The organism is Streptomyces sp. NPDC055243 (assembly GCF_044544025.1).
Classification (GTDB): Bacteria; Actinomycetota; Actinomycetes; order Streptomycetales; family Streptomycetaceae; genus Streptomyces.
The window spans coordinates 84126-107582 of sequence record NZ_JBITWR010000016.1; the positions used below are offsets into that span (position 1 = coordinate 84126).

Annotated in this window: 18 protein-coding genes; 14 read left to right on the forward strand and 4 right to left on the reverse strand. The window is 72.2% G+C overall.

The genetic code is table 11. The features are described 5' to 3' along the window. Positions 1 to 2: 2 nt before the first annotated feature. Both ACIGXX_RS35000 and ACIGXX_RS35005 read right to left on the reverse strand, forming a co-directional pair. Positions 3 to 1013 carry a sugar ABC transporter permease gene (locus ACIGXX_RS35000; protein WP_351169391.1) on the reverse strand — a complete coding sequence of 337 codons (1011 nt, stop codon included), beginning with the start codon at positions 1011 to 1013 and terminating at the stop codon, positions 3 to 5. Continuing rightward, positions 1014 to 2285, reverse strand: coding sequence for an extracellular solute-binding protein (locus ACIGXX_RS35005; RefSeq protein WP_351169394.1), 1272 nt, complete (start codon positions 2283 to 2285; stop codon positions 1014 to 1016). Between the two features lie 333 nt (positions 2286 to 2618). On the opposite strand from ACIGXX_RS35005, the gene ACIGXX_RS35010 reads away from it, so the two are divergent. After that, positions 2619 to 3653, forward strand: coding sequence for a LacI family DNA-binding transcriptional regulator (locus tag ACIGXX_RS35010; protein WP_351169397.1), 1035 nt, complete (start codon positions 2619 to 2621; stop codon positions 3651 to 3653). On the opposite strand, the gene rfbB is transcribed toward ACIGXX_RS35010, so the two are convergent. Next, entirely contained in the window at positions 3650 to 4660 is a 1011-nt protein-coding gene (gene rfbB, locus ACIGXX_RS35015) for a dTDP-glucose 4,6-dehydratase (protein ID WP_399981841.1), read from the reverse strand. The genes ACIGXX_RS35010 and rfbB overlap by 4 nt on opposite strands. A 47-nt stretch (positions 4661 to 4707) precedes the next feature. Next, positions 4708 to 5778, reverse strand: coding sequence for a glucose-1-phosphate thymidylyltransferase (locus tag ACIGXX_RS35020; RefSeq protein WP_399981844.1), 1071 nt, complete (start codon positions 5776 to 5778; stop codon positions 4708 to 4710). Positions 5779 to 6033: 255 nt separating this feature from the next. Between ACIGXX_RS35020 and ACIGXX_RS35025 the strand changes: the two genes are divergently transcribed. From ACIGXX_RS35025 to ACIGXX_RS35085, 13 genes are read left to right on the forward strand one after another with little or no spacing between them, the layout of a single operon-like run. Further along, entirely contained in the window at positions 6034 to 7326 is a 1293-nt protein-coding gene (locus ACIGXX_RS35025) for an aspartate aminotransferase family protein (protein ID WP_399981847.1), read from the forward strand. Next, entirely contained in the window at positions 7323 to 8420 is a 1098-nt protein-coding gene (locus ACIGXX_RS35030) for an ATP-binding cassette domain-containing protein (RefSeq protein WP_383825984.1), read from the forward strand. Before ACIGXX_RS35025 ends, ACIGXX_RS35030 begins: the two co-directional genes overlap by 4 nt. Further along, positions 8417 to 9232 (forward strand): ABC-2 family transporter protein, encoded by an 816-nt coding sequence (locus ACIGXX_RS35035; protein WP_351169411.1) that lies wholly within the window; start codon positions 8417 to 8419, stop codon positions 9230 to 9232. The genes ACIGXX_RS35030 and ACIGXX_RS35035 overlap by 4 nt, the downstream gene beginning before the upstream one ends. Continuing rightward, positions 9229 to 10050, forward strand: a complete 822-nt coding sequence (locus ACIGXX_RS35040; protein ID WP_361467446.1) for an ABC-2 family transporter protein — start codon at positions 9229 to 9231, stop codon at positions 10048 to 10050. Before ACIGXX_RS35035 ends, ACIGXX_RS35040 begins: the two co-directional genes overlap by 4 nt. Before the next feature lie 8 nt (positions 10051 to 10058). Further along, positions 10059 to 11537 carry a hypothetical protein gene (locus tag ACIGXX_RS35045; RefSeq protein ID WP_399981852.1) on the forward strand — a complete coding sequence of 493 codons (1479 nt, stop codon included), beginning with the start codon at positions 10059 to 10061 and terminating at the stop codon, positions 11535 to 11537. 2 nt (positions 11538 to 11539) lie between these two features. Beyond that, the gene (locus tag ACIGXX_RS35050) at positions 11540 to 13642 is read left to right on the forward strand and encodes a glycosyltransferase (RefSeq protein WP_399981855.1); all 2103 of its coding nucleotides are present in this window, start codon (positions 11540 to 11542) and stop codon (positions 13640 to 13642) included. After that, entirely contained in the window at positions 13635 to 14747 is a 1113-nt protein-coding gene (locus tag ACIGXX_RS35055; RefSeq protein WP_399981858.1) for a sugar phosphate nucleotidyltransferase, read from the forward strand. The genes ACIGXX_RS35050 and ACIGXX_RS35055 overlap by 8 nt, the downstream gene beginning before the upstream one ends. Continuing rightward, complete coding sequence (locus tag ACIGXX_RS35060; protein WP_399981860.1) at positions 14744 to 17857, forward strand: HAD-IIB family hydrolase; 3114 nt, start codon at positions 14744 to 14746, stop codon at positions 17855 to 17857. Before ACIGXX_RS35055 ends, ACIGXX_RS35060 begins: the two co-directional genes overlap by 4 nt. Further along, positions 17854 to 19983 (forward strand): 4-alpha-glucanotransferase, encoded by a 2130-nt coding sequence (malQ, locus tag ACIGXX_RS35065; RefSeq protein WP_399981863.1) that lies wholly within the window; start codon positions 17854 to 17856, stop codon positions 19981 to 19983. Before ACIGXX_RS35060 ends, malQ begins: the two co-directional genes overlap by 4 nt. Continuing rightward, positions 19943 to 21127 (forward strand): sedoheptulose 7-phosphate cyclase, encoded by a 1185-nt coding sequence (locus ACIGXX_RS35070; protein WP_351169431.1) that lies wholly within the window; start codon positions 19943 to 19945, stop codon positions 21125 to 21127. Before malQ ends, ACIGXX_RS35070 begins: the two co-directional genes overlap by 41 nt. Continuing rightward, positions 21124 to 21495, forward strand: a complete 372-nt coding sequence (locus tag ACIGXX_RS35075) for a cupin domain-containing protein (RefSeq protein ID WP_351169434.1) — start codon at positions 21124 to 21126, stop codon at positions 21493 to 21495. The genes ACIGXX_RS35070 and ACIGXX_RS35075 overlap by 4 nt, the downstream gene beginning before the upstream one ends. Continuing rightward, positions 21476 to 22516, forward strand: coding sequence for an ROK family protein (locus ACIGXX_RS35080; protein ID WP_351169437.1), 1041 nt, complete (start codon positions 21476 to 21478; stop codon positions 22514 to 22516). Before ACIGXX_RS35075 ends, ACIGXX_RS35080 begins: the two co-directional genes overlap by 20 nt. Beyond that, complete coding sequence (locus ACIGXX_RS35085; protein WP_351169440.1) at positions 22513 to 23433, forward strand: sugar nucleotide-binding protein; 921 nt, start codon at positions 22513 to 22515, stop codon at positions 23431 to 23433. Before ACIGXX_RS35080 ends, ACIGXX_RS35085 begins: the two co-directional genes overlap by 4 nt. Positions 23434 to 23457: the final 24 nt, after the last annotated feature.

The window sequence follows — 23457 nt, forward strand, 5'->3', positions numbered from 1 at the left end:
GGTCACCACACTTCTCCCTGCTTGCGGAGCGCGCGGCGGTAGACCACCGCGAAGAGCGAAAGGAGCAGCAGGATGATGACGCCCCAGGCCGCGGACCCCGCGAAGTCGCGCGGGCTCACGACGAACGAGAGCCGGTAGGCGTACGTCACCAGAATCTCGGTGGCGTCACCCGGACCGCCCCGGGTGAGCAGGAAGATCACCGGGAACATGTTGAAGGTCCAGATGCTGCTGATGAGGATCACGGTGCTGCTGACGGTCCGCAGACCCGGCAGTGTGATGTGCCGGAAGCGCTGCCAGGCGTTCGCGCCGTCCATCTCCGCGGCTTCGTACAGCTCGCCGGGGATGGACTGGAGCCCGCCGAGCATGGCGACCAGCATGAACGGGACGCCGAGCCAGACATTGACCGTGATCACCGAGAGCTTGGCCCAGGTGGGGTCGTTGAGCCACGGGATCGCGTCGATGCCGCCGCCGGCGAGGATCTTGTTGAGTATGCCGTTCTTCTCGTTGAAGAGCAGGCGCCAGGTGAACACCGAGACGAAGGCCGGCACCGCCCACGGCAGGATCAGCGCCATGCGGTAGAAGGAACGCCCCGCCAGCTTGCGGTTGAGCATGTTCGCCAGGACCAGGCCGAGGGCGAAGGAGAGCGCGACGCAGGAGACGGTCCAGATGATGGTCCAGGTCAGCCGGTCCCAGAAGACGCCGTCGGAGAGGACGGCGGTGTAGTTGTCCAGGCCGACGGACTTGTAGGTCGCGGGGATGTGGTTGACGCCGATGGTGCGCTCGACGTTCGCCTCGTTGGCGTCGGTCGTCGACAGGTACAGACCCCGCACCAGCGGGTATCCGATGATCACGCCGATCACGGCCACCACGGGGGCGACCATGCTCCAGGCGTACCAGTGGGTGGACAGCGACCTGCGCAGGCGTCCGGGTGTCTTGCCGGCCGGCCGGCCGCGGCCGTGGACGCGCTGGGCGTCCACGGCCTTGGCCACCGACTGGCTGCTGTCAACAGCCATTTACTTGTAGTCCTTCAGCAGCTTGCGGTAGGCGTCGCCGACACCCTTCGCCCCGTCCTCGGGCGAGGTCTTGCCGCTGAGCACCTTGCCCATGTTCAGGCGGATCGGCTCGAACAGTGCGTTGGCCTCCGGGATCCACGGCCGCTCCACGGACTTGTCCACGGCCGGCTTGAAGAACTGCACCATCTGGTTGTCCTTGACGGACTTCACCTCGTACACCGAGGTACGGGTGGGCAGCAGGCTCAGCTTCTCGGTGGTCTGCTGCTGCACCTTGGCCGAGCTCATGTACTTGATGAACTCGTAGCTCGCGTCGAGGTTCTTGGAGCCGGCGTAGGCCGCGAGGTTCCAGCCGCCCTGCGGGGAGGCCTGGCGGTCGCTGCCGCCGGGCACCGGGGCGATGCCGAGGTTGTCCTTGTCGCTCTTGAACTCCTTGCCCTGCATGGCGCCCTCGATGGACCAGGGTCCGTCGATCGCCATGGCGACGTCGCCGTCCTTGAAGGAGTTCAGCTGGTTGTTGTAGCCGTCACTGGCGTCCGTGGTGGCGGCCTTGGAGTCGACCAGATCCTTCATGACCTCGAAGCCCGCGGCGCCCGAGGGGTCGTCGACGGTGATCTTCTTGTTCTTGGTGTCGAGGAGGTCGCCGCCCTCGCCGTACAGGTACGGGAGGTAGTAGTACGGGTCGTCGCCGCGGAGGTAGAGACCGGTCTTGCCGGACTTCGACTTGATCTTCTTCGCGGCGGTCTTGACCTCGTCGAAGGTCTTGGGCGCCTCGACACCGGCCTCCTTGAGCATCTTCTTGTTGTAGAAGAGCGCCAAGGTGTCGATGGTCTGCGGGGCGGCGTAGGTCTTGCCCTTGAACTTGGTGCTGGCCGCGGCCTGCGGGAGGTAGTCGTCCGCCTTGTCCAGGGCGGGGGTGCCCTCCAGCGGGGCGAGGTAGCCGAGGTTGGCGAAGTCCGCGACCCAGGCGACCTCGGTGCGCATCACGTCGGGGGCGCCGGAGTTTCCGCCCGCCGCGTTCTTGAACTTGGCGTTGGCCTCGCCGAACGCGACGCTCACGTAGTTGACCTTGACGTCCGGGTGGAGCTTCTCGAAGCCCTTGGCCAGCTCCTTGTAGGTCCCCTTCTCGGCATCGTTCGAGGTGTCCCAGAAAGTGACGGTTCCGGAGAGCTTGCCCGAACCCTTCTTGCCACTGTCACCGTCGTCGCCACCGCATGCTGTTGCCGTCAAAGCCAGGGTGGCGACCAGCGCGGTGGCCGCAATGCCACGTCGCATGTGAACTCCTTCAACTGATCCCGGAACAAGGGGGAGGCGAAGCCCCAGCGGGGCTGCCACCTACGAGCCGCACTCGACGCGGCGCCGGGTTGCCAGGGAACGTAACAGGATTGAAAAGCGCCCGAAAGACCTTGCGAGAAATTTCTGCAAGGTCTGCTGATCGTTACCCCTGTGTGTCCTTACGGTTGCCCTTGCTGCGCTTGACAGGCCCCTGAGGTGGCGTCTGTGTGCCGGGACGTGCCGCTGGGCCCCGCAAGAACCGGGCATCACCGGAGTTTCTGCAAGTCTTTCCAGCTGGTGGGCAATCCGGCCGATCACCGGTACAGTCCCTGCATGACCGCACGGCTCGTCGACATCGCAGCGCAGGCGGGGGTGAGCGAAGCCACCGTCAGCCGTGTACTCAACGGCAAGCCCGGTGTAGCTGCGGCCACCCGCGAATCCGTCCTGGCCGCCCTGGACATGCTCGGCTTCGAGCGTCCCTCCCGGCTGCGGCAGCGCAGCAGCGCCGGACTGATCGGCCTGATCACGCCCGAGCTGGACAACCCGATCTTCCCCGCGCTGGCCCAGGTCATCGCCCAGGCCCTGACCCGCCAGGGCTACACGCCGGTCCTTGCCACCCAGACGCCGGGCGGCTCCACCGAGGACGAGCTCACCGACATGCTGGTGGACCGCAGCGTCTCCGGGATCATCTTCGTCTCCGGTCTGCACGCCGACACCACCGCCGACATGGAGCGCTACGAACTGCTGCGCGGCAAGGGCGTGCCCTTCGTCCTCGTCAACGGCTTCTCGGCCAAGGTGAAGGCCCCCTTCGTCTCCACGGACGACCGGGCCGCGGCCCGCCTCGCCGTCACCCACCTCGCCTCGCTGGGCCACACGCGCATCGGGCTCGCGGTGGGCCCCAAGCGCTTCGTGCCCGTCCTGCGCAAGATCGAGGGCTTCCAGATCGGAATGCGCGAGCGCCTCGGGATGTCGACCGCGGACTCCGAGGAGTTGATCGAGCACTCCCTGTACTCGCTGGAGGGCGGCCAGGCCGCGGCGGGCACGCTGATCGGCCGGGGCTGCACCGCGATCGTGTGCGCCAGCGACATGATGGCGCTCGGTGCCGTCCGGGCCGCCCGGGAACGCGGCCTGGAGGTACCGGGTGACATCTCGGTGGTCGGCTACGACGACTCCCCGCTCATCGCGTTCACCGATCCCCCGCTGACCACCATCCGCCAGCCGGTCCAGGCGATGGGCCAGGCCGCGGTCCGCACCCTCCTCGAGGAGATCGGCGGGACCCCGGCCCCGCACAACGAATTCGTCTTCATGCCGGAACTGGTGGTCCGGGAATCGACCGCCTCCGGCCGGCAGGAGCGGCGCTCGGCCTAAGGCCGGCGGCCCTGGGCCGGGGCAGACAGCAGCGGCTGCCACCAGGCGCGGTTGCCGCGGTACCACCGCGCGGTCTCGGCCAGCGCCGCGCCGAAGTCGGCGGCCGGGCGGTAGCCCAGCTCGGTGCTGATCTTCGTGTGGTCCACCGCGTAGCGGCGGTCGTGTCCCTTGCGGTCCGTGACGTGGGCGATGCGCGCCGGGTCCGCGCCGCACAGGGCGAGCAGCCGGTGGGTCAGCTCCAGGTTCGTCAGGGAGGTGCCGCCTCCGATGTTGTAGATCTCGCCGGCCCGCCCCGCGGTGCGCACCAGTTCCAGGCCGCGCACGTGGTCCTGCGTGTGCAGCCAGTCCCGCACCTGGAGTCCGTCGCCGTAGACCGGAACGCTCTCCCCGCGCAGCAGGGCGGTCAGGAAGCGCGGGATGAGTTTCTCCGGGTGCTGATGGGGGCCGAAGTTGTTGGAGCAGCGGGTGACGCGGACGTCGAGGCCGTGGGTGCGGTGGTGGGCGAGGGCGATCAGGTCGGCGGCGGCCTTCGACGCCGCGTAGGGGGAGTTGGGGGCCAGCGGGGATTCCTCGGTGGCGGCTCCGTGCGGGAGCGAGCCGTACACCTCGTCGGTGGAGACCTGGAGGAAGGTGCGCACCCCGCGCCGGAGCGCGGCGTCGAGCAGTGTCTGGGTGCCGAGCACGTTGGTGCGGGTGAAGTCGGACGCGGCCTCGATGGAGCGGTCCACGTGGGACTCCGCCGCGAAGTGCACGATCTGCCCGTGGTCGGCGGCCAGGGCGTCGACCAGGTCGGCGTCGCAGACACTGCCGCGGACGAAGGTGTAGCCGGGATGGCCGTGCACCGCTCGCAGGCGTTCGAGACTGCCGGCGTAGGTGAGGCTGTCCAGGACGGTCACCGCGCCCGCGCCGTCGGCGAGGTCCTTCGGGCCGTCGGGGCCGAGCAGGGTGCGGACGTAGGCGGAGCCGATGAAACCGGCGCCGCCGGTGACGAGAATGCGTGTGTTCATGCGGTCAGCTCACAGGTGAGAGCGCCGGATGCGCCGGCGGACGAGGATCACGGGGTCAGCTGCACCCGGCTGTGGTCGCCGATGACCAGCCGGTGGGCCCCGGGCAGCCGGGGCGCGGGAGACACGACGGCGCCGCGGCCGATGAGGGACGCCTCGATGCGGGACGCGCCCTCGACGCTCGCGCCGCGCAGCAGCACGGAGTGCGCGATGGCGCTGTCCTCGATCCGGCAGTCCTCGGCCACGGACGTGTAGGGGCCGATGCTGGAGTTGTTGACGACGGTGCCCGCGCCGATCACCACGGGTCCGACCACGCGGGAGCCGCGGACGACGGCGCCCTCGGCCACGCGTACCCGGCCGACGAGGGTGCTGTCCGCGTCGACCTTGCCGTCGATGCGGCCCGGCAGGCCGTCGAGCACCTGCCGGTTGACCTCCAGGAGGTCCTCGACGCTGCCGGTGTCCCGCCACGGCTGCACGGTGGTCTCGGCCGCCACGTACAGCCCCCGCTCGATCATCCACTGCACGGCGTCGGTGATCTCCAGCTCGCCGCGGGCGGAGGGCCGGATCGCCCGTACCGCCTCGTGGACCGCCGGGCCGAAGGCGTACACGCCGATGAGGGCGAGGTCGCTGCGCGGCCGTTCCGGCTTCTCCTCCAGGCGCAGCACACGGCCGCTCCCGTCGAGTTCGGCGACGCCGAAGGACGTGGGGTCCGCGACCGCCGCGAGCAGCAGGCGGGCCGCCGCTCCGGGGTGGTCCGAGGCTCGCTCCAGGAATCCGGTGAGGCCTTCCTGGAGGTAGTTGTCGCCCAGGTAGAGCAGGAAGTCGTCGTCGCCGAGGAACTCCCGGGCGATCAGCACCGCGTGGGCAAGGCCCAGCGGCTGCTCCTGGTGCAGATAGGTGACCCGCAGTCCGAAGGCCGCGCCGTCGGCCACGGCCTCGCGGATCTCCGCGCCGTGCCGGCCGACGACGATCGCGACGTCCTGGATGCCGGCGGCGGCGATGGCTTCCAGGCCGTGGAAGAGCACGGGTTTGTTGGCGATGGGCAGCAGTTGCTTGGCGCCGGTGAAGGTGAAGGGCCACAGCCTGCTGCCCGTTCCACCCGCCAGGACAAGAGCCTTCAAGGAAGCCGTCCGTCCAGCGGGGCGGAAAGGGGATGTGCTCTCACGGGTCCCTCCTCGTACTCGAAGCTCGAAGCGGTCCCCCGACTCAAGCAGAGCGCGCCACACCGTCGCAAGGCGTGGCTGAAATTTTCTGAAAACTCTTGCCAGGACCACGGCTGCTTTGTTTGACTCGCTCCGCATCGCCGGTCCCGCCGTTCAACTGCGGTTCCGCACGGCGCAGTTGGCACGCGGTTCGGACAACGACTGGGGGCAGCAGTGACAGGTCACCGGCAGCGCGCGCAGCTGGACAGGGAGGCCCTGCACCTGGCGCCAGGCGCCTCCGAGGAGACCGCCGTCGGCGGGCGCGTCTTCGCGCACGGCCAAGGGGCCGTGCTGACGGACCTCGACGGAAACGAATACATCGACTTCGCCGCCGGCACCCTCACCCAGTCGCTCGGCCACTGCCACCCGGAGGTCGTCGAGGCCCTCACCGCCCAGGCCGCCCGGCTATGGAACGTGCACGACGCCGCGACCGAGGATCGCGACGAACTCCTGTCGCTGCTGGCCCGGTTGCTGCCGGAGCACCTCGACACCTACGCGTTCTTCTCCACCGGCGCCGAGGCCGTCGAGGCCGCGCTGCGCGTGGTGCAGGCGACCGCCCCGCCGGGACGCAACCGGATCGGGGCGCTGCGCCACGGCTTCCACGGCAAGACGATGGGCGCCCGGATGCTGGTGCACTGGGACATCGGCCACCAGGCCTTCGCCGGGAACAGCATCCTTGGCTACTCCCCCAACTGCTACCGCTGCCCCCTCGATCTGGAGTACCCCTCGTGCGGGGTGCGTTGCGCCGCACTGGTCCGCAAGCACATCGCCGAGAAGCCGAACGTCTCCGCACTCGTCTTCGAACCGGTGCTCGGCGCCGCCGGAGTGATCGTCCCGCCGCCCGGCTACTGGGAGCAGATCGCGGAGGCCTGCGCGGCCAACGAGGTGCTGCTCGTCGCCGACGAGGTGCTGACCGGCGGCGGACGCACCGGGGCCTTCCTCGCCTCCGATCTCCTCGGTGTCGAGGCGGACTTGGTGGTCCTGTCCAAGGGCATGGCCAACGGCTTCCCCTTCGCGGTACTCGCCGGACGCGCCGAGCTGCTGCGCTCTCCGGCCGCCGCGAGCGCCGGCTCGTACGCCTCCACCTACGCGAGCAACCCCCTCGGCATCGCCGCCGCCCGCGCCACGCTCACCGTCATCGAACGCGACCGCCTTGCCGAACGCGCCAAGCGACTGGGCGAGTTGCTCGGCGAGCGGCTCCGCGCCCTGCACGCGCGCTTCGAACACCTCGGTGACGTCCGCGGGCTCGGGCTGCTGTACGGGCTGGAGTTCGTCACCGACCGGCACAGCCGCACCCCCGCGCCCGAGATCGCCCGCGCGGTGTACACCACCGCCCTCGACCAAGGCCTGCGCACCGCGATGGGCGGCCACATCCTGCGCCTCGCCCCGCCGTTCACGCTGGACGAGGCGCTCCTGGACGAAGGCGTCCGGATCCTGGAGAAGGCCATCGAGCAGGTGACGGCGTGAGCGGTGCCCCCCGCACGGACGCCGCACGGCACGTGATCGTCGCGGAGAACCTGACCAAGGAATTCCGTGTCGCCGAACGCAAGCCCGGCCTCCTCGGCTCCCTCGCCACCCTCTTCACCCGCGAACACCGGATCGTCCGCGCCGTGGACGGGGTCTCCTTCGCGATTCCCGCCGGGGCCAAGACCGCCTACATCGGCGCCAACGGAGCCGGGAAGTCCACCACCATCAAAATGCTCACCGGCATCATGACGCCCACTTCCGGGCGCTGCCTGGTCGCCGGGATCGAGCCCTACCGCAAGCGGCAGCTCAACGCCCGCTCCATCGGGGTCGTCTTCGGACAGCGCAGCCAGCTGTGGTGGGACCTCTCGGTGCCCGACTCCTTCCGCATCCTGCGCCGCATCTACGACATCCCCGAGCCGGTCTACCGCCGCAACCTCGCGCTCTACCGGGAGCTCCTGGACATCGACGCCCTGGGCACCACACCCGTACGGCAGTTGAGCCTCGGGCAGCGGATGCGCGCGGAGATCGCGGCGAGCCTGCTGCACGATCCGGCCGTCGTCTTCTGGGACGAGCCGACCATCGGCCTCGACATGGTCCTCAAGGAGGCGGTGCGGGTCCTGGTCAACCGCGCCAACCACGAGCTGGGCACCACCGTGGTGCTCACCAGCCACGACATCGGCGACATCGCGGCGATCTGCGACAGCGCGCTGGTCGTGGACCGCGGCCGGGTGGTCCACCAGGGCTCCATCCACGACCTGCTGCGCACCGCCGACCGGCGCTGCGTCACCTTCGACCACCGCGACCCGCTGCCCGCCCGTGCCGCCCTCGATCTGATCGAACGGGGCCTGCCCGGGGTGCGGGCGAGCGAGGACGGCGGCGGGCGGATCCGGGTCGACTACCCGGCCGGCCTCTTCACCTCCCGGCAGGTGCTCGCCTTCCTCCTGGAGCGCTTCGACCTCACGGACTGCTACGCCCCCGAGCCGGACCTGGAGGACGTGCTGCGCCGGATCTACGGGCGCGGTGACAAGGCCCAGGAACAAGCAGACGCCGAAGGCACGGCGCGTGCCCTCAGCGGCGGGAGCGGTGTGCGATGAACACGGCCTCGCGGGTCCGCCGCTATCTGCCGTTCGCCACCGGCGGTCTCCAGTCGCTGCTCCAGTACCGCTCGATGTTCCTGGTCACCGGGGTGACCGCGGCGGCGGGCGCCGCCGTCACCGTCTTCCTGTGGCGGGCGGTGTACGCGGACGCGGACGGCGTCGGGCCCGGCGGCTTCACCTCGGCCGGCATCACCACGTACTTGCTGGTCGCGCAGGTGCTCCAGGTGCTGCACGCCAACCGCGTCGACGACGAGGTGGCCGCCGAGGTCTACCGCGGCGACGTCGCGGTGATGCTGGTGCGCCCCGTCAGCTATCCGCTGATGCGCTTCGCCGCCTGCCTGCCGGTGGTCGCCGCCAACGGTCTGCTGGTGGGCGTGCCCGTCCTGCTCCTGTTCTCGCTCCTGGTGCCGATGGCCGCCCCGCGCCCCCAGGACGCCGCGCTGTTCGCCCTCTCCACCGTCCTGTCGGTGCTCATCGCCTTCTGCGTGAACCTGCTGACCGGCATGACCGGATTCCTCACCACCAACACCTGGGGTGTGCGGATGGTCAAGCAGAGCGTGGTCGCCTTCTTCGCCGGGCAGCTCGTGCCGATCGCGCTGATGCCCGGGCCGCTGGCCGCCGTCGCCCTGGCGCTGCCCTTCCGGGGGATGGTCGACGGGCCGCTGACGCTGCTGCTCGGGCGGTACGAGGGCGTGGCCGGGGCGGCGGGCGTGCTGGCCCAGCAGCTGGGCTGGACCATCGCCCTCGCCGTGCTCTGCGCGGCGCTGTGGCGCGCCGCCATCGGCCGTCTCGAGGTGCTCGGCGGATGAGAGTGCCACCCGGCGGACCCGCGCACACGGCCCTGCGGTACCTGCGCCTGTCCTGGTTCCTCGGCGGCGTGGGCCTGCACCGGCTCGCCGCCTACCGCCTGGACTTCGTGCTCGGCGCCGGGGCGTTCCTGGTGCGGGTCGGCGTCCAGACGGCGGTGGTGGGCCTGGTGTTCCGCCAGGTGCCCGCGGTGGGCGGCTGGTCGTACCACCAGGTGCTGTTCCTGCTCGGCTTCTCGCTGCTGCCGCGCGGCCTGGACCACCTCTTCACCGACCAGCTGTGGGAGCTGGGCCGCAAGCTGGTGCAGCGCGGCGAGTTCTACCGCTATCTGATCCGGCCGGTGAACCCGCTCTTCTCGCTCCTGTCCGAGCGCTTCTTCCACCCCGACGGTCTGGGCGAACTGATCGTCGGCGCGGTCCTCGTGACCTGGGCGGGTTCCGAGCTCGACCTGGACCCGACCGCCACCCAGTGGGCGCTCGCCCCGCTCCTCGTGCTGTGCGGGGCACTGATCCACACCGCGGTGAAGCTCTTCTTCGCCTCGCTGTCCTTCTGGACCGTGACCAGCCTGCCCGCCATGTACGCGGCCAACCAGGTGTCGGAGTTCGTCGGCTACCCGCTGGACATCTACCACTCCTCGCTGCGCGCGCTGCTGACCTGGGTGCTGCCCTTCGCCTTCACCTCCTACGTACCGGCCGCCTATCTGCTGACCGGCGATCCGGGCCTGCTGGTGTGGCTGCCCGTGGTGACGGCCACAGCCGTCCTGCTCGCCCTCGCCGTGTGGCGGCGCGGCATCAACAGATTCGACATGACCGGGAGTTGAGACGCCGTATGATCCGCAACGACGAGCTCGAACCACTGCTGCGCACCGCCCCCTGGATGTCCGAGGACGGCCGCGGCGCCGAGCGTTACGAACGCGTCGACCACGCGGTGCTCGGCTCCGCCGCGATCCTTCTCGTGGTCGCCGCGGTCGGCGGCCCCGCGGACGGGCAGCGGTTCTTCGTTCCCGTACGCCCGCGCAGCTCGCGCGGGCTCGAAGAGGCGCACGGCACCGCGGAGTTCAACGCGGCCGTGGTCACCCGCGCCTTCTCCGCCGGGCTGCTGCACACGGCGCGCGGCGGCACCGTGGACTTCCGCGGGGCGGGCGCGGCGGCCGGTGAGGTCCGTCGGCTGCCCTTCGAGCAGGGCTGGTCCTCCAACGCCCTGTCCCTGATGGACATCGGCGGCGTGCCGCACATCCACAAGACGTACCGCAGGCTCGACGGGGCCGTGCACGAACCGGAGTTGCTGCGGCGCCTCAGCGGCACCGGGCACACCCCCGAATGGACCGGTGACTACTGCTACACGGACCCCGCCACCGGCATCCGTCACCCACTGGGGGTGATCTACCGCTATGCGCCGGGCGACGGCATCGACCTTCCGCTGCGCGAGAACCTGCGCTCCCTGTGGCCACGCCTCACCGGCGCCGGGCAGTCGCCCGCCGACGTCGTGCGGCCCCATCTGCTCCCGCTGGAGGGCCGGTTGCGGGCAGCCGGTGACTTCCTGCACGCCTTCCACGACGACCTGGCCGCCCGCCTCGGCGGACGGTCCGCCGTGGAATACCCCGCCGACCGCGCCCTGGACCGGGCCTCCGCCCGGTGTGCCGCGCTGGCCGGAGCCGAGGTGGCCCTGCCCACGGCCGCGCGCGACGCCGCCTTCGCCGCCCTGGACTCCGAAGTCCGCTCCCTGCGGGCGGCGTTCGGCCGGCAGGGCGTCGTACCCGGTGCCGGGCCGTGCCACGGTGATCTGCACCTGTCCCATCTGCTGTGCGATCCCGGCGGCGATGACACCTGGCAGATGACCGTGATCGACCTCTCCACGCCCGCGCTCGGGCCCGACGAGCCCGGCTGGGCGGCGCAGTCGCCGCTTCAGGACCTGGTCGCCGTGGAACGCGCCCTGGAGTACTTCGCGGCCGACGAGGCGGCGTTCGAGAGCGCCCGGCGCCTCGGGGTCGACTCGCTGGAGACGATGCGCGGGGCCCTGGACGGCGCCCCCGGGTGGGCGCCCGCGGACCGCGCCGTACTGCGCCAGGTGTTCCGTACGGCCGATGTGTGGCGCGAGCGCGTGCTGCGGCTGCTGCTCGGCCCGACCGCCGACAGCCCGCTGCGCCGCCTGCTGTATCTGCGCCGCCTGCTGCACGAACTCGCCTACAACTACGCGCACGCCCGCCCGTATCACGCCGCGATCGACCTGCGGCATGCCCTCGCGCTCGGTGACGCGCGCGTCCCGGCCCCCCTTCCCACCGCCGCTTCGACCTCCGCGAGGACGTGACCGTGACCGAGCCGACCGATCCGCGCCTGCACATCATCGAGACCTACTTCGAGTGCTGCGGCTTCGACCACACCTTTCTGCAGGGCGGCACCTCGGTGTACCTGTGGAACCTCTCCCGGGAGTTCGCCGCGCGCGGCCACCGGGTCTCCATCGTCACCCCCGCCCACGGCAGGCTCGACGACCTGCGTGCGCGGTACGAGGTCGAGGACCTGCCCTACGAGGACGTCCACACGGTGCCGATCGTGCTCGACCCGCAGGTGTGGCGGGGATTCCCCGCCGAGGTCTCCCTGGAGCTGCGCACCACCGCGCACCGCATCCGGCTCGACGGCGTCGACCTGTACTTCCTCGCCGACGCGTACCTGAACCAGCTGCCCGACACCTTCTACCCGCCGTACTCCGCCAAGGGCAGCGACCTGGTCTTCTTCAAGCCCCTCGTCTTCCAGATGGACAGCGTGCGCTTCCTGCGCAGCTGGTTCGGCGACGAGAAGGCCCTGGTCCACACCCATGAGCCGTACTACCACTACCTGCTGCCCGCCGCCCTGCGCGACGACCCGACGAAGCTGGTCGTCAGCAACGTGCAGAGCAACATGCCGATCACCAAGAAGGTGTACGCGCCCAAGGTGCGCCGGCTGTTCGAGGTGCTCGGCGTGGACCGCGCGCTGCCCGCGCCCGACGCCGCCGACGGACTCCCCGAGGCACCGCGGCAGTACCAGCAGCTGACCCATCTGCACTACGACTACCCGCCGGACCATGTGGCGATCTACGAACTGACCGCCGAGCACGCCGACTTGATCGACTTCCTCTCCGAAGGACAGCTGGACTTCTACGCCTCCTTCCGCGACACCCCCTTCGAGCAGCTCTTCGCCCGGCTCCCGATCTCCGGGGTCGTACGGCGCAACGCGCACAAGATGTTCGTGGGCGGCTGCGCCATCTCCGACGAGTGGCTCGGCATGGACCCGGCGGACGTCGACCGCGAGAAGGTGCTCGGCGGCCTCGGCCTCGATCCAGCCCTGCCCACCTTCTTCCACAACGCCCGCTACGCCGTGCACCACAAGGGCCAGGTGGAGTTGGTGCGCGCCGTGGACCGCGTCCTCACCGAGGGACTCGCGGCCAACTTCGTGGTGCGCTGCATCTCCGGCAACGGCATCGACGACCCCTTCTTCCACGAGATCGCCCGGCGGCACGCGGGACGGCTGCACCTGGAGTGGGAACGCGTGGACGAGCGGCGGGTCTTCGACTACGCCGCCGCATCCGACTTCTGCCTCTTCCCGTCCAAGTTCGAGATGGACACCTTCCTCATCGCGCAGGGCGAGGCGATGGCCGTCGGCGCGGTACCCATCGCCACGGACCAGCGGGGCATGGCCCACTTCCGGCACGCGGACGGGCCCGCCACGACGACCGGCTTCGCGGTGAACCGGTCGTTCGCCGAGGACGACGGACTGCTGACCGCCGCGCTCGCCGACCGGATCCGCGAAGCGGTCACGCTGTGGGCCGAGGACCCGGACCGCTACCGCGAACTGGCACGCCGGGCCGCCGCCGTCGCCCGCGTCTTCACCTGGCAGCACTGTGCGGACCTGCACCTGGCCGCCTTCACCCGGCTGTGGCGGGGCGAACCGGCCCAGCTGCCCGCCGAACGCGCCCTGCGCCACGGCTGGTGGGACCTGCTGCCCGAGGAGCGGCTCACCCCGGACGCGGCGGTCGAGCACGGCGACCTCGCGGCCTACGAACGGTGTGCCCCGCTGGACGGCGCCGCGGCGCGCCGCCTCTTCCACGCCGCCTGGCAGCGCGCCGACTTCGCCGCCTGCGAGCGGGTGGTGGAACGCCTGCCCGACGCCGTGCCCGAGGAGGACGTGGCGCGCCTGCGCACCCGGTGCACCGCTCTCGACGACGGGCGCCTCACCTACCGGCTGCCGCACGCCGACCGCGTCGAACTGGTCGTGCCCGCGCCGCGCGGCGCCGGGGCCCGCGCCCTGCCCGACGTCCGGCCGCTGACTTCCGTGGGCGGCGGGGAGTTCACCGGCCCCGCGCCGGACCGCCCCGGCGCCTGGCTGCTCCTGACGCTGTCCTCCGGGCGCGTGACCTGGGACGAGGTGCGGCATGGCTGACACGAACGCGGTCCGCGCAGTCCTCCTCGCGGGCGGCGAGGGCAGACGCATGGGTCCCCTCGGCGCCGGACGGCTCAAGCCGCTCGTGCCGTACGGAGGAGCCTGCCGCCTGATCGACTTCAGCCTCGCCAACGCACAGGCCTCGGGCCTCGGCGAGGTGCTGCTGCTCTCCCAGTACGAGGAGCGGCAGCTCATGGACGATCTGCACCGGGTGTGGAACACGGCGCCGGACTTCCGGGTGCACTTCGGCCCGTACGACGACGCCTACCGGCGGGCCGCGCACCGCCTGCCGCCCGAACTGCCTTCCCGTACCTGGCCGTTGGAGCGTGGCACGGCCGACGCGCTCATCCGCAAGAGCGACTACGTCTTCGGGGGCGGCGCCGAGCACGTCCTGGTGCTGCACGCCGACCACGTCTACCGCTTCGACCACGGGCCACTGATCGAGGAGCACCGGGCCTCGGGCGCGGCGCTGACCCTGGCGTACCAGCGCATCGAACCGCGCTGGGTGCATCTGTTCGGCATGGTCGAGTTCGATGCCGCCGGGCATCTGACCGCGTTCGTCGAGAAGCCCGAGAAACCCACCAGCGACCTGGTGTTCGCGGCCTTCTGCGTCTTCGACGCGCGCGTGCTGCGACGCCATCTGGAACTCCTCGACGGCACGGACTGGCAGCACGACATCAGCCGCGACGTGATCCCGTCGATGCTCGCGGCCGGTGAGCACATCCGCGGCCATGAGGTCGTCGGCCACTGGGAGGACATCGGCACGGTCGAGCGCTACCACCGGGCGCATCTCGCCCTGGCCCGGACGCCCGCGCCCGGTCTGCCCGTCGGGCGGATGCCGTGGACCCTCGCTCCCGAGTTGCGGCGCGAGCGGGTGGCCGAGGGCCCCGGGGTGCGCGACTCGGTGGTGCCCGCGGACCTGCTCAACGACGGTCTGGTGGAGCAGAGCGTGCTCTTCCCCGGCGTACGCGTCGGAGCGGGCGCGCGGGTGCGGCGCAGTGTCGTCCTGCCCGGCGCCGCGATCCCCCCGGACGCCGACATCGACTCGGCGGTGGTCCTCGAGGACGGCACGGTCCAGCAGGTGACCGAGGGAGCAGCGGCATGAACCCCAGCACAGCCACCGACCGTCCGGTGCACGTCATCCAGGTCTCCTTCGAGTGCGGCGGCTTCGACGGCCGACTGATGCGCGGCGGCCTCTCGCCGCTCGTCTGGAACCTCTCGCGGGCCTACGCGGCGCGCGGCCACCGCGTCTCGGTCGTCACCCCGGCGCACGGCCTGCTCGACGCGCTGCGGGACCGCTTCGAGATCGAGGAGACGCAGTACGTCCACCGGCACGCCGTGCCGCTGGTCCTCGATCCCAAGGTGTGGCCCGACCATCCGGCCGAGCTCACGCTCGACCTGACCACGCGCGCGCACCGGCTGCGCCTCGACGGCGTGGACGTCTACTTCCTCTCCAACTCGTACCTCGATCTGCTCCCGGACCGCCTCTACCCTCCGCCCAGCATGGAGGGCCGGGACCTGTCCCACTTCAAACCGCTGGTCTTCCAGGTGGACGCCCTGCACTTCATCGAGGAGTGCGGTGGCGCCGAGCCCGCCGTGGTGCACGGCTTCGAGCCGTACTACCACTACCTCCTGCCACCGGTGCTCGCCGCCGATCCGTCGCGCCACACCGCAGGCACGGTCGCCGCCAACGCGCCCGTCGCGCAGAAGATCTACCGGCCGCAGGTCGAACGTCTCCTCGACCTGTTCGGGGTCCGCGACACGGTGGACCTCGACGTCCTCGACGCGCCACCGCCCGCCGAGGGCAGCGCGGCGGCGGTGATGTCCAAGGCCCTGGCGGGCACCCGGATGCACGTCGAGTACGGCCCCGACTACGTGGGTCTGTTCCCGCTGATCGCCGCACACGCCGATCTGGTCGGCTTCGTGTCGCCCGGTCAGCGCGCCTACTACAGCACCTTCCGCGACACTCCCTTCGAGGCCCTCTTCCACACGCTGCCGATCGCCCGGCAGGTGCGTGAGCAGCCGGACAAGCTCTTCCTCGGCGGCTGCGGCATCTCGGACAGCTGGCTGGCACGGGACCCCGGCGCCATCGACCGGGAGCACGTGCTCGGCTCCCTCGGGCTCGATCCGGCACGGCCCGTCTTCTACCACGCGGCCCGCTACGCGGTGCACCACAAGGGGCAGTTGGAGCTGATGCGGGCGATCGAGGAGGTCCTCGCCACCGACCCCGACCTCAGCTTCGTCATCCGCTGCTCGACCGGCGGGGGCGGCCAGGACGCGCCGACCGCGGCCAACGCGTACTTCCAGCAGATCGCCGACCGCCACCCGGGCCAGGTCCACCTGGACTGGCGGCTCGCCGACGAGGACACCCTCTTCGCCCACGCCGCCGTCGCCGACTTCTGCGTCTACCCCTCCAAGTACGAGCTGGACGGCTTCCTCATCGCCCAGGCCGAGGCCATGGCCTGCGGGGCCGTGCCGATCGCCACGGCCCAGCAGGTCACCGGGCACTTCCTGCACACCCTGCCGCTCACGGACCCGGCGGCGACCGGCTTCCGGGTGCGCGGCTCGTTCCGCGACGACGACCGGGCGCTCGCCCGGGAGCTCGCCGTACGCATCCGGGAGGCCGCCGCGCTGTTCCGCGAGGACCCCGACGGCTATGCCCGTCTGTCGGCCAACTCCCGCCGCACGGCCCGGGAGTTCACCTGGGCACGCGCCGCCGAGCTGCACCTGGCGGCCTTCACCGGCCTGGTCCGGGGCGAGCGGCCCCGCCTGCCGGCCGAGGAGGTCATCCGCCACGGCTGGTTCGATCAACTGCCCGACGCGTCCTGGCGCGAGCATCGCGACCTCATCGCCGACACCGCGGCCGCCCTGGGGGACGCCGTGGCCTACGGCCGGGTCGCGCCGCTGGACGGGACCGCGTACGAGCGGCTCTTCGAGGCCGCCCACGGGCGGGCCGACTTCGTCCGCTGCGCGGAGGTGGCCCGCGCCGCGGACCGCCCCGACCTGCTGGACCGGGTCCGTGAGCGCTGCCGGGTGACCCGCACGCCGGACGGCGCCCTGACGGTGACCTACCGCCATCCGGGACTCGAACGGGTGGAGGTCGCGGCCGGTGCGGGCGGAGCCCCGGCGCCCGCCGCGGCGCTGGAGTCCGCCGCCGAGGCCCTGGCCTCCGACGAGGCGGTTCCGTCGGGATACGGTGCCGCGCTGGTGGCGCTCGAACCGGCCGGTGACGACGTCTTTCGCGGGAGGCTCGACGGGCCGCCGGTCGGCCCCGAGCTCGTCCTGATGCTGACGCTCGCATCGGGGCGGGTCACCTGGGACACCGTCCCGGTGACCGAACCCCCCTTCCGGGTGGTCGCCACGGATCTGGACGGCACATTGCTGCGCGGCGATCTGTCGGTGTCGGAGCGCACACGACGGGCGCTCGCCCTCGTCCAGGAGGCCGGTGCGCACCACCTGGTCGTCACCGGACGCCCCGCCACGGCCTGCAAGGAGTTCCTGGCCGCTCTCGGCTATCGGGGGCTCGCCGTCTGCGGGCAGGGCGCCCAGCTCTACGACGCGGCCGCCGACCGGCTGATCGACTCGGCGGCGCTCGACCGCGACCTCGCCCGCGAGGTGGTCGAGCGGGTGGAGGCGGCGCTCGGCCGTCTCGAACTCGGCGTCGTCACCGCCCCGCCCGAGAGCCGCTTCAAGGTCACTCCCGGTTTCGGCGAGCGCGTGCGGCACGGCTGGGACGTCACGACCGACCGGGCGCTGCTGTGGGCCTCGCCCATCGACAAGCTGGTCCTGCACCACCCCGCCGTGCCCGAGGACGAACTGACCGCCACCGTGCGGGCCTTGTTCGGCGACGCGGTCTCCGTGGTGCATTCGGTGAAGGGCATGGTGGAGGTGCTGCCGCCCGGCGTCACCAAGGGCGCGGGCGTGGCACGGGCCGCGCGGCTCCTGGGGTTCACGGGCGCCGACACCATCGCCTTCGGGGACATGCCCAACGACGTTCCGCTGCTGGCCTGGGCCGGACACGGGGTGGCCGTCGCCAACGCGCACGCCGAGCTGCGCGCCATGGCCGACGAGATCGCACCCGGCAACGACGAGGACGGGGTCGCGGTCGTCCTGGAGCGGCTCTTCGAGTCTGCTTCGCCTGCTCCCCTCGGTGGCGGACGCGCCGGGGACACCCCGCAAGCAGCAGGCACCGAGAGCGCCGAGGCCCGCCCGTGACCGACGCCCTCACCGCGCTCGCCCGCGCGCACGGCGTGGCCACCGGCTACACCACCGACCGGGGGCAGCGGGCCGTCGTGTCCCCCGAGACCCTGGTCGCCGTGCTCGCCGCCTGTGGAGTGGACGCCTCCACCCCGAGGGCGGCGCGCGGCGCCCTGGACGCCCACCGGCGCGTGGAGGCGGCACGGCTGCTGCCTCCCTGCGTCGTGACCCGCGCCCACGGCGGTGGGGTGCTCCTGCCGGGGCCTTTGCCCGGGGACGCCGAGGTGGAGCTGGAGGACGGTCGCCTGGTGTCCCCGGACGCTCCTCTGCCGCCCGGCCACCACACCCTGCACGTGCGCGTGGGGCAGCGCGGCGCCCGCGCGCCGCTCCTGGCGGTCCCCGACCGCCTCGCCCTGCCCGAGCACCGCACCTGGGGCTTCCTCGTCCAGCTCTACTCCGTGCTCTCGCGCCGCTCCTGGGGCATGGGCGACCTGGCGGACCTCGCCGAACTGGCCGCGTGGTCGGGGCGCTCGCTGGGCGCCGGCTTCGTCCAGCTCGGACCGCTGCACGCCGCCACTCCGGGGCCGCTGCCCGACCCGTCGCCGTACCGCCCCAGTTCGCGCCGGTTCCCGGACCCGATGCACGTCCGGGTGGAGGCGGTGCCGGAGTACGGGCTACTCGGGCCGCTGGCGCGCTCCAGCGTCGACGGTCTCGCCGCCCGCGCCCGCGCGCTCAACGAAGCGGTGCTGGAGGGCAGTTCGCTCATCGACCGCGAGACGGTGCGTGACCTCAAGCACCGGGCCCTGCGGTCGGTGCACGAGGTGCCGCTCTCCTCCGGCCGCGCCGCGGAGTTCGCCGCCTTCGTCGCCCGCGAGGGCGAGGGGCTCACCGACTTCGCCACCTGGTGCGCCCTGGCCGAGGTGCACGGCGCCGACTGGCGGACCTGGCCGGGCGAGCTGCGCGATCCGCGCTCCCCGGCCGTGGCACGGGCCCGCGAGGAGCTCGTGGGGGCCGTCGGTTTCCACCGCTGGCTGGCGTGGATCACCGATCAGCAGCTCGCCGCCGCGCAGGCGGCGGCGCTGGACGCGGGCATGGCCGTGGGGCTGGTGCACGACCTCGCGGTCGGTGTCGCGCCCGAGGGCGCCGACGCCTGGGCCCTGCGGCACTGTCTGGCCGCCGGGATGAGCGTGGGCGCGCCGCCCGACGACTTCAATCCGCACGGCCAGGACTGGGGGCAGCCGCCCTGGCGCCCCGACGCGCTGGCCGCCGAGGGCTACCGGCCCTTCGCCGAACTGCTGCGCGCGGGCCTGCGGCACGCGGGAGCGCTCCGCGTGGACCATGTCATGGGCCTGTTCCGGCTCTGGTGGATTCCCGAGGGGCGCCCGCCCTCCGAGGGCACGTACGTCCGCTACGACGCGCAGGCCATGCTGGGGGTGCTCGCCCTGGAGGCCCACCGGGCGGGGGCGAGCGTGATCGGCGAGGATCTGGGCACCGTCGAGGACGGCGTGCGCGAGGAGCTCACCGCGCGGGGCATCCTGGGCACTTCGGTGCAGCGCTTCGAGTACCTCGGCGGCAGCGCCGGCCGGCACGGCCCGTTGCCGCCCGCCGAATGGCGCGAGAACTGCCTGGCCACGCTCACCACCCATGACCTGCCGAGCACCGCGGCCTGGCTCACCGGCGAGCACGTGGAACTCCGCGAGCGGCTCGGCCTGCTGACCCGCCCCGCGGCCGAGGAGAAGGCGGAGGCCGCCGCGGAACGCGACGGCTGGCTGGCCGAACTGGAGCGGCTCGGGCTGCTGCCGGCGCCGGAGGGCGAGGTGGCCGCCCTGCACCGGTTCCTGCTGCTCACCCCGGCCCGGATGCTCGGCGTTTGGCTCCCGGACGCCACCGGTGACCGCCGCCCGCAGAACCTTCCCGGCACCGCGACCGTGCACCCCAACTGGCGGCTCCCGGTGGCGGATCAGCACGGCCGGCCGGTGGCCCTGGAGGAGCTGCCCGACGTACCCCTCGTACGGAAGATCGCCCGCGTATTCGCGGATCTGGCGCCACGCCCGGATCCGGAACCACACCGCACCGAGACTCGAACGAAGACCGAGGAGAGACATGGCAAGCCTGGCCCTGGCCGAGGCCGAGGGCGTCCGTGAGGACGCCGGGGGCTTCGACCTGCACGCACCGGACGGCACCGGTTACCGGGTCGACGTCACCGACGGGGTCTTCTCCCCGGACAATCCGCTCCTCGCCCGCTACGTCGAAGGGCGCCGCGTGGTGGCCTTCGTCGGCCCCACGGTGGACCGCCTCTACGGACGGCAGCTGCGCGCCTATCTCGGCGCGCACCTGGACCCGGGACACTGGAGCGTGCATCCCATCCCGTCCGGCGAGCACAACAAGTCGCTCGCTTCGGCCGAGAAGGTGTGCGCGACCGCCAAGGCGGCCGGTCTCGACCGGCACGGGGTGATGCTCGCGGTGGGCGGCGGCATCGTCGCGGACATCGTCGGCTTCGCCGCGTCCATGTACGCCCGCGGCATCCGCTACATCAAGGTCAACACCACGCTGGTGGGCCAGGTCGACGTCGGGGTCGGCGTCAAGACCGGGGTCAACGGCCTGCACACGAAGAACATGTTCGGCGCCTATCACCCGGCCCACGCCTCCTTGAACGACCCGGCGCTCCTGGGCACCCTGCCCGCCCGTGAGATCCGCTGCGGTCTCGCCGAGATCGTGAAGATGGCGGTGATCCTCGACGGCGACCTGTTCCGCTCCCTGGAGCGGCACCCCGACGTCTTCCTGCGGTCCGGGCACCGGCCCGACGCCGAGCTGGAGACCTACGTGGTCCGCACCTCCATGCGGCTGATGATGGAGGAGCTATGCCCCAACCTGCGCGAGCACGAGCTGGCCCGCCTGGTGGACTTCGGTCACACCTTCAGCCCCGTGATCGAGACCGCGGGCGGCCATCGTCTCGAACACGGCGAGGCGGTCGCCGTCGACATGGCGCTCTCCGCCCATCTGGCGCGGCTGCTGGGGCTCACCGACGCCGAGACCTGCGAACGGGTCGTCGCGCTCCTGGAGCGGATCGGACTTCCCGTGTTCGACGCCGCGACCTGCACCCCCGATCAGATGACCCAGGCCCTGCGGGCCACCTGGCAGCGCCGGGGCCGCAGGCTCCACCTGGTGGTGCCCACGGCGATCGGCAAGGCGGCCTTCGTCGACGACCTGGAGGACATCCCGCTGGAGACATTGCGGGCCGCCCTCGACGCCCTGGCCGCGCGGGCCGCGAAGGGAGCGGGACGGTGACCGGGCCCCTGCCGAACCTGAACGCGCTCCTGTCCGGCAAGCAGCACGACCACGGCGGCCTCGGGACGATCCTGGCCCACCGTGTGTTCGCCCGCGAACCCGGCGGCCCCGGCGCGGAGTTCATCGACCTCGCCGTGCTGCCGCCCGGCACCTCCATCGGCCGCCACCGGCACGGCGCCGACCGCGAGACCTACATCGTCCTCAGCGGCAGCGGCCTGATGTACCGGGACGGCGAGGAGTTCCGGGTCGGTCCCGGCGACGTCGTCGTCAACCGCCCGCACGGCGAGCACGGGCTGCTCAACGACCGCGACACCGCTCTGCACCTGCTGGTCTTCGAGGAGGAACTCCGTGCCCATCACCATGACTGACGACGCGTTCACGGTGGTCGACGTGGGCGGCACCACGCTCCGGGTGGGGCGTTACGCCCCCGCGAGCGGGGAGGTCTCCCGCGTGCGCAGAGTGCCCGTCGACGGCATGGCACGCTATCCGGGGGCCCCGGTTCCGGTGCTCCAGGAGCGGGTGGTCGACCAGATCGTGCGCGAAGTCGCCCGCCACACGGCCGACCTGGCTGCGGCCCCGGTCGGGGTCGCCTTCGCCGGGCCGGTCACGGCCGACGGGCTGGTCCTGGCGGCGCCGACGGTGTGGGGGCGGCGCGGCGAACCGCTGCCGCTGGCCGAGCTGCTCACCCTGCGGCTCGGTACGCCGGTCTCCGTCGTCAACGACCTGACGGCGGCGGCCTGGCGCTACGCGGCCACGGAGCCGGAGCCGTTCTGTCTGCTGACCGTCAGCTCGGGCATCGGGAACAAGGTCTTCCGCGGCGGGGACGTGCTCCTGGACGCCGGGGGCCACGGCGGTGAACTCGGCCACTGGGTCTGCGACCCCTCCCCCGGCGCGCCGCTCTGCGACTGCGGCGGACGCGGCCATCTGGGCGCCATCGCCTCCGGCCGCGGGGTCCTGGCCGCGGCGCGGCGCACGGCGGCCGCCGACCCCGCCGGCTTCGCCGCGTCACGGCTCGCGGCGCTGTGCGAAGGCCGCGCCGACCGCATCGAGAACCCGGCCCTGGCCAGGGCGCTGGCCGAGGGCGACGCGTTCTCCACCGGCATCCTGCGGGCCGCCCTGGTGCACCTCGCCCAGGCGATCTGTGCCGTCTTCACCGCGGTGGGGGTGTGCCGGTACATCGTGGTCGGCGGTTTCGCGCTGGCCGTCGGGGAACGCTATCGCCGGCTCCTGGTGGAGGAGTTGGTCCGGCAGGGCTGTTTCGGTCTGACCGCGGACCGCATCGACGCGATGGTCGCGCTCGGCGTGGCCGACGACGACCACGGTCTGATCGGCGCGGGCCGTCTGCTGGCCGCCCAGGGCGCCGTGCCGACCGAGCGGGCCGCCCGGTGATCCGGGCGGCCACGCTCGTCGTCGGCAGCGGTTTCGTCGGGACGGGCATCGCCCGCCGCCTGGCCTCGGCGGGGCACGCGGTGACGCTCGTCTCGCGCGGCCGTCCGGCCCAGCCGCCCGAGCGGTACGGGGCGCGCTGGGCCGCCCTCGATGCCACCGACCCGGAGGCCTGCGGGCGGCTCGTGTCCCGGCTGCGGCCGCGGCGGGTCGTCCTGGTGCACGGCCCCTCGGACGTCACCTGGTGCGAGGAGCACGCCGCGGCAGCGGACGCCGCGCACGCCGCCGTCGCGGCCAACTTCTCCTCGCTGGGCGGGCGTTCACGCGTCGTCCTGATCTCCACGGACAACGTCTTCGACGGCCGTTCGCCCGGTCACGACGAGCACACGCCGGTCTCCCCGGCGAACGCCTACGGCCGCGCGAAGCGCCACGCGGAGGAAATCCTCCTGGCCAGGGCGGCGGACGCCGTCGCCCTGCGCGTCAGCCTCGTCTACGGACATGAGCCGGCGGACGCGGGCAAGTGGCTCAACTACTTCGCCGCCTGCGCCCACCGGCTGCGCTCCGGCGCGCGGGTCGAGGCCCCCGACGACCAGTGGACGACACCGGTCCATGTCGACGACGTGGCCGAGGTGACGGCCGCGCTGCTCACCTCCCCGGAGCCGCTCCCGCCGGTGCTGCACCTGGGCGGCCCCGACCGGGTCACCCGCGCCGCGTGGGCCACGGTGATCGCCGGTGCCCTGGACGTCCCGCCCGGCCTGGTGGTCCCCGTGCCCAAGGCCCGCAGCCGCTATGCCTCGCGGCCGAAAAACGCCTGCCTGTCCAGCGGTCTCCTGCCGGTGCTCCCCGCCACGCGGGGCATCGCGGTCCGGGGGGTGGGGGAAGGCGCCCGCGACCTGGCCGCCGCGTTCGCCTCCCCCTGAGCCCCCGTCAGCCGAGTGCCTCCC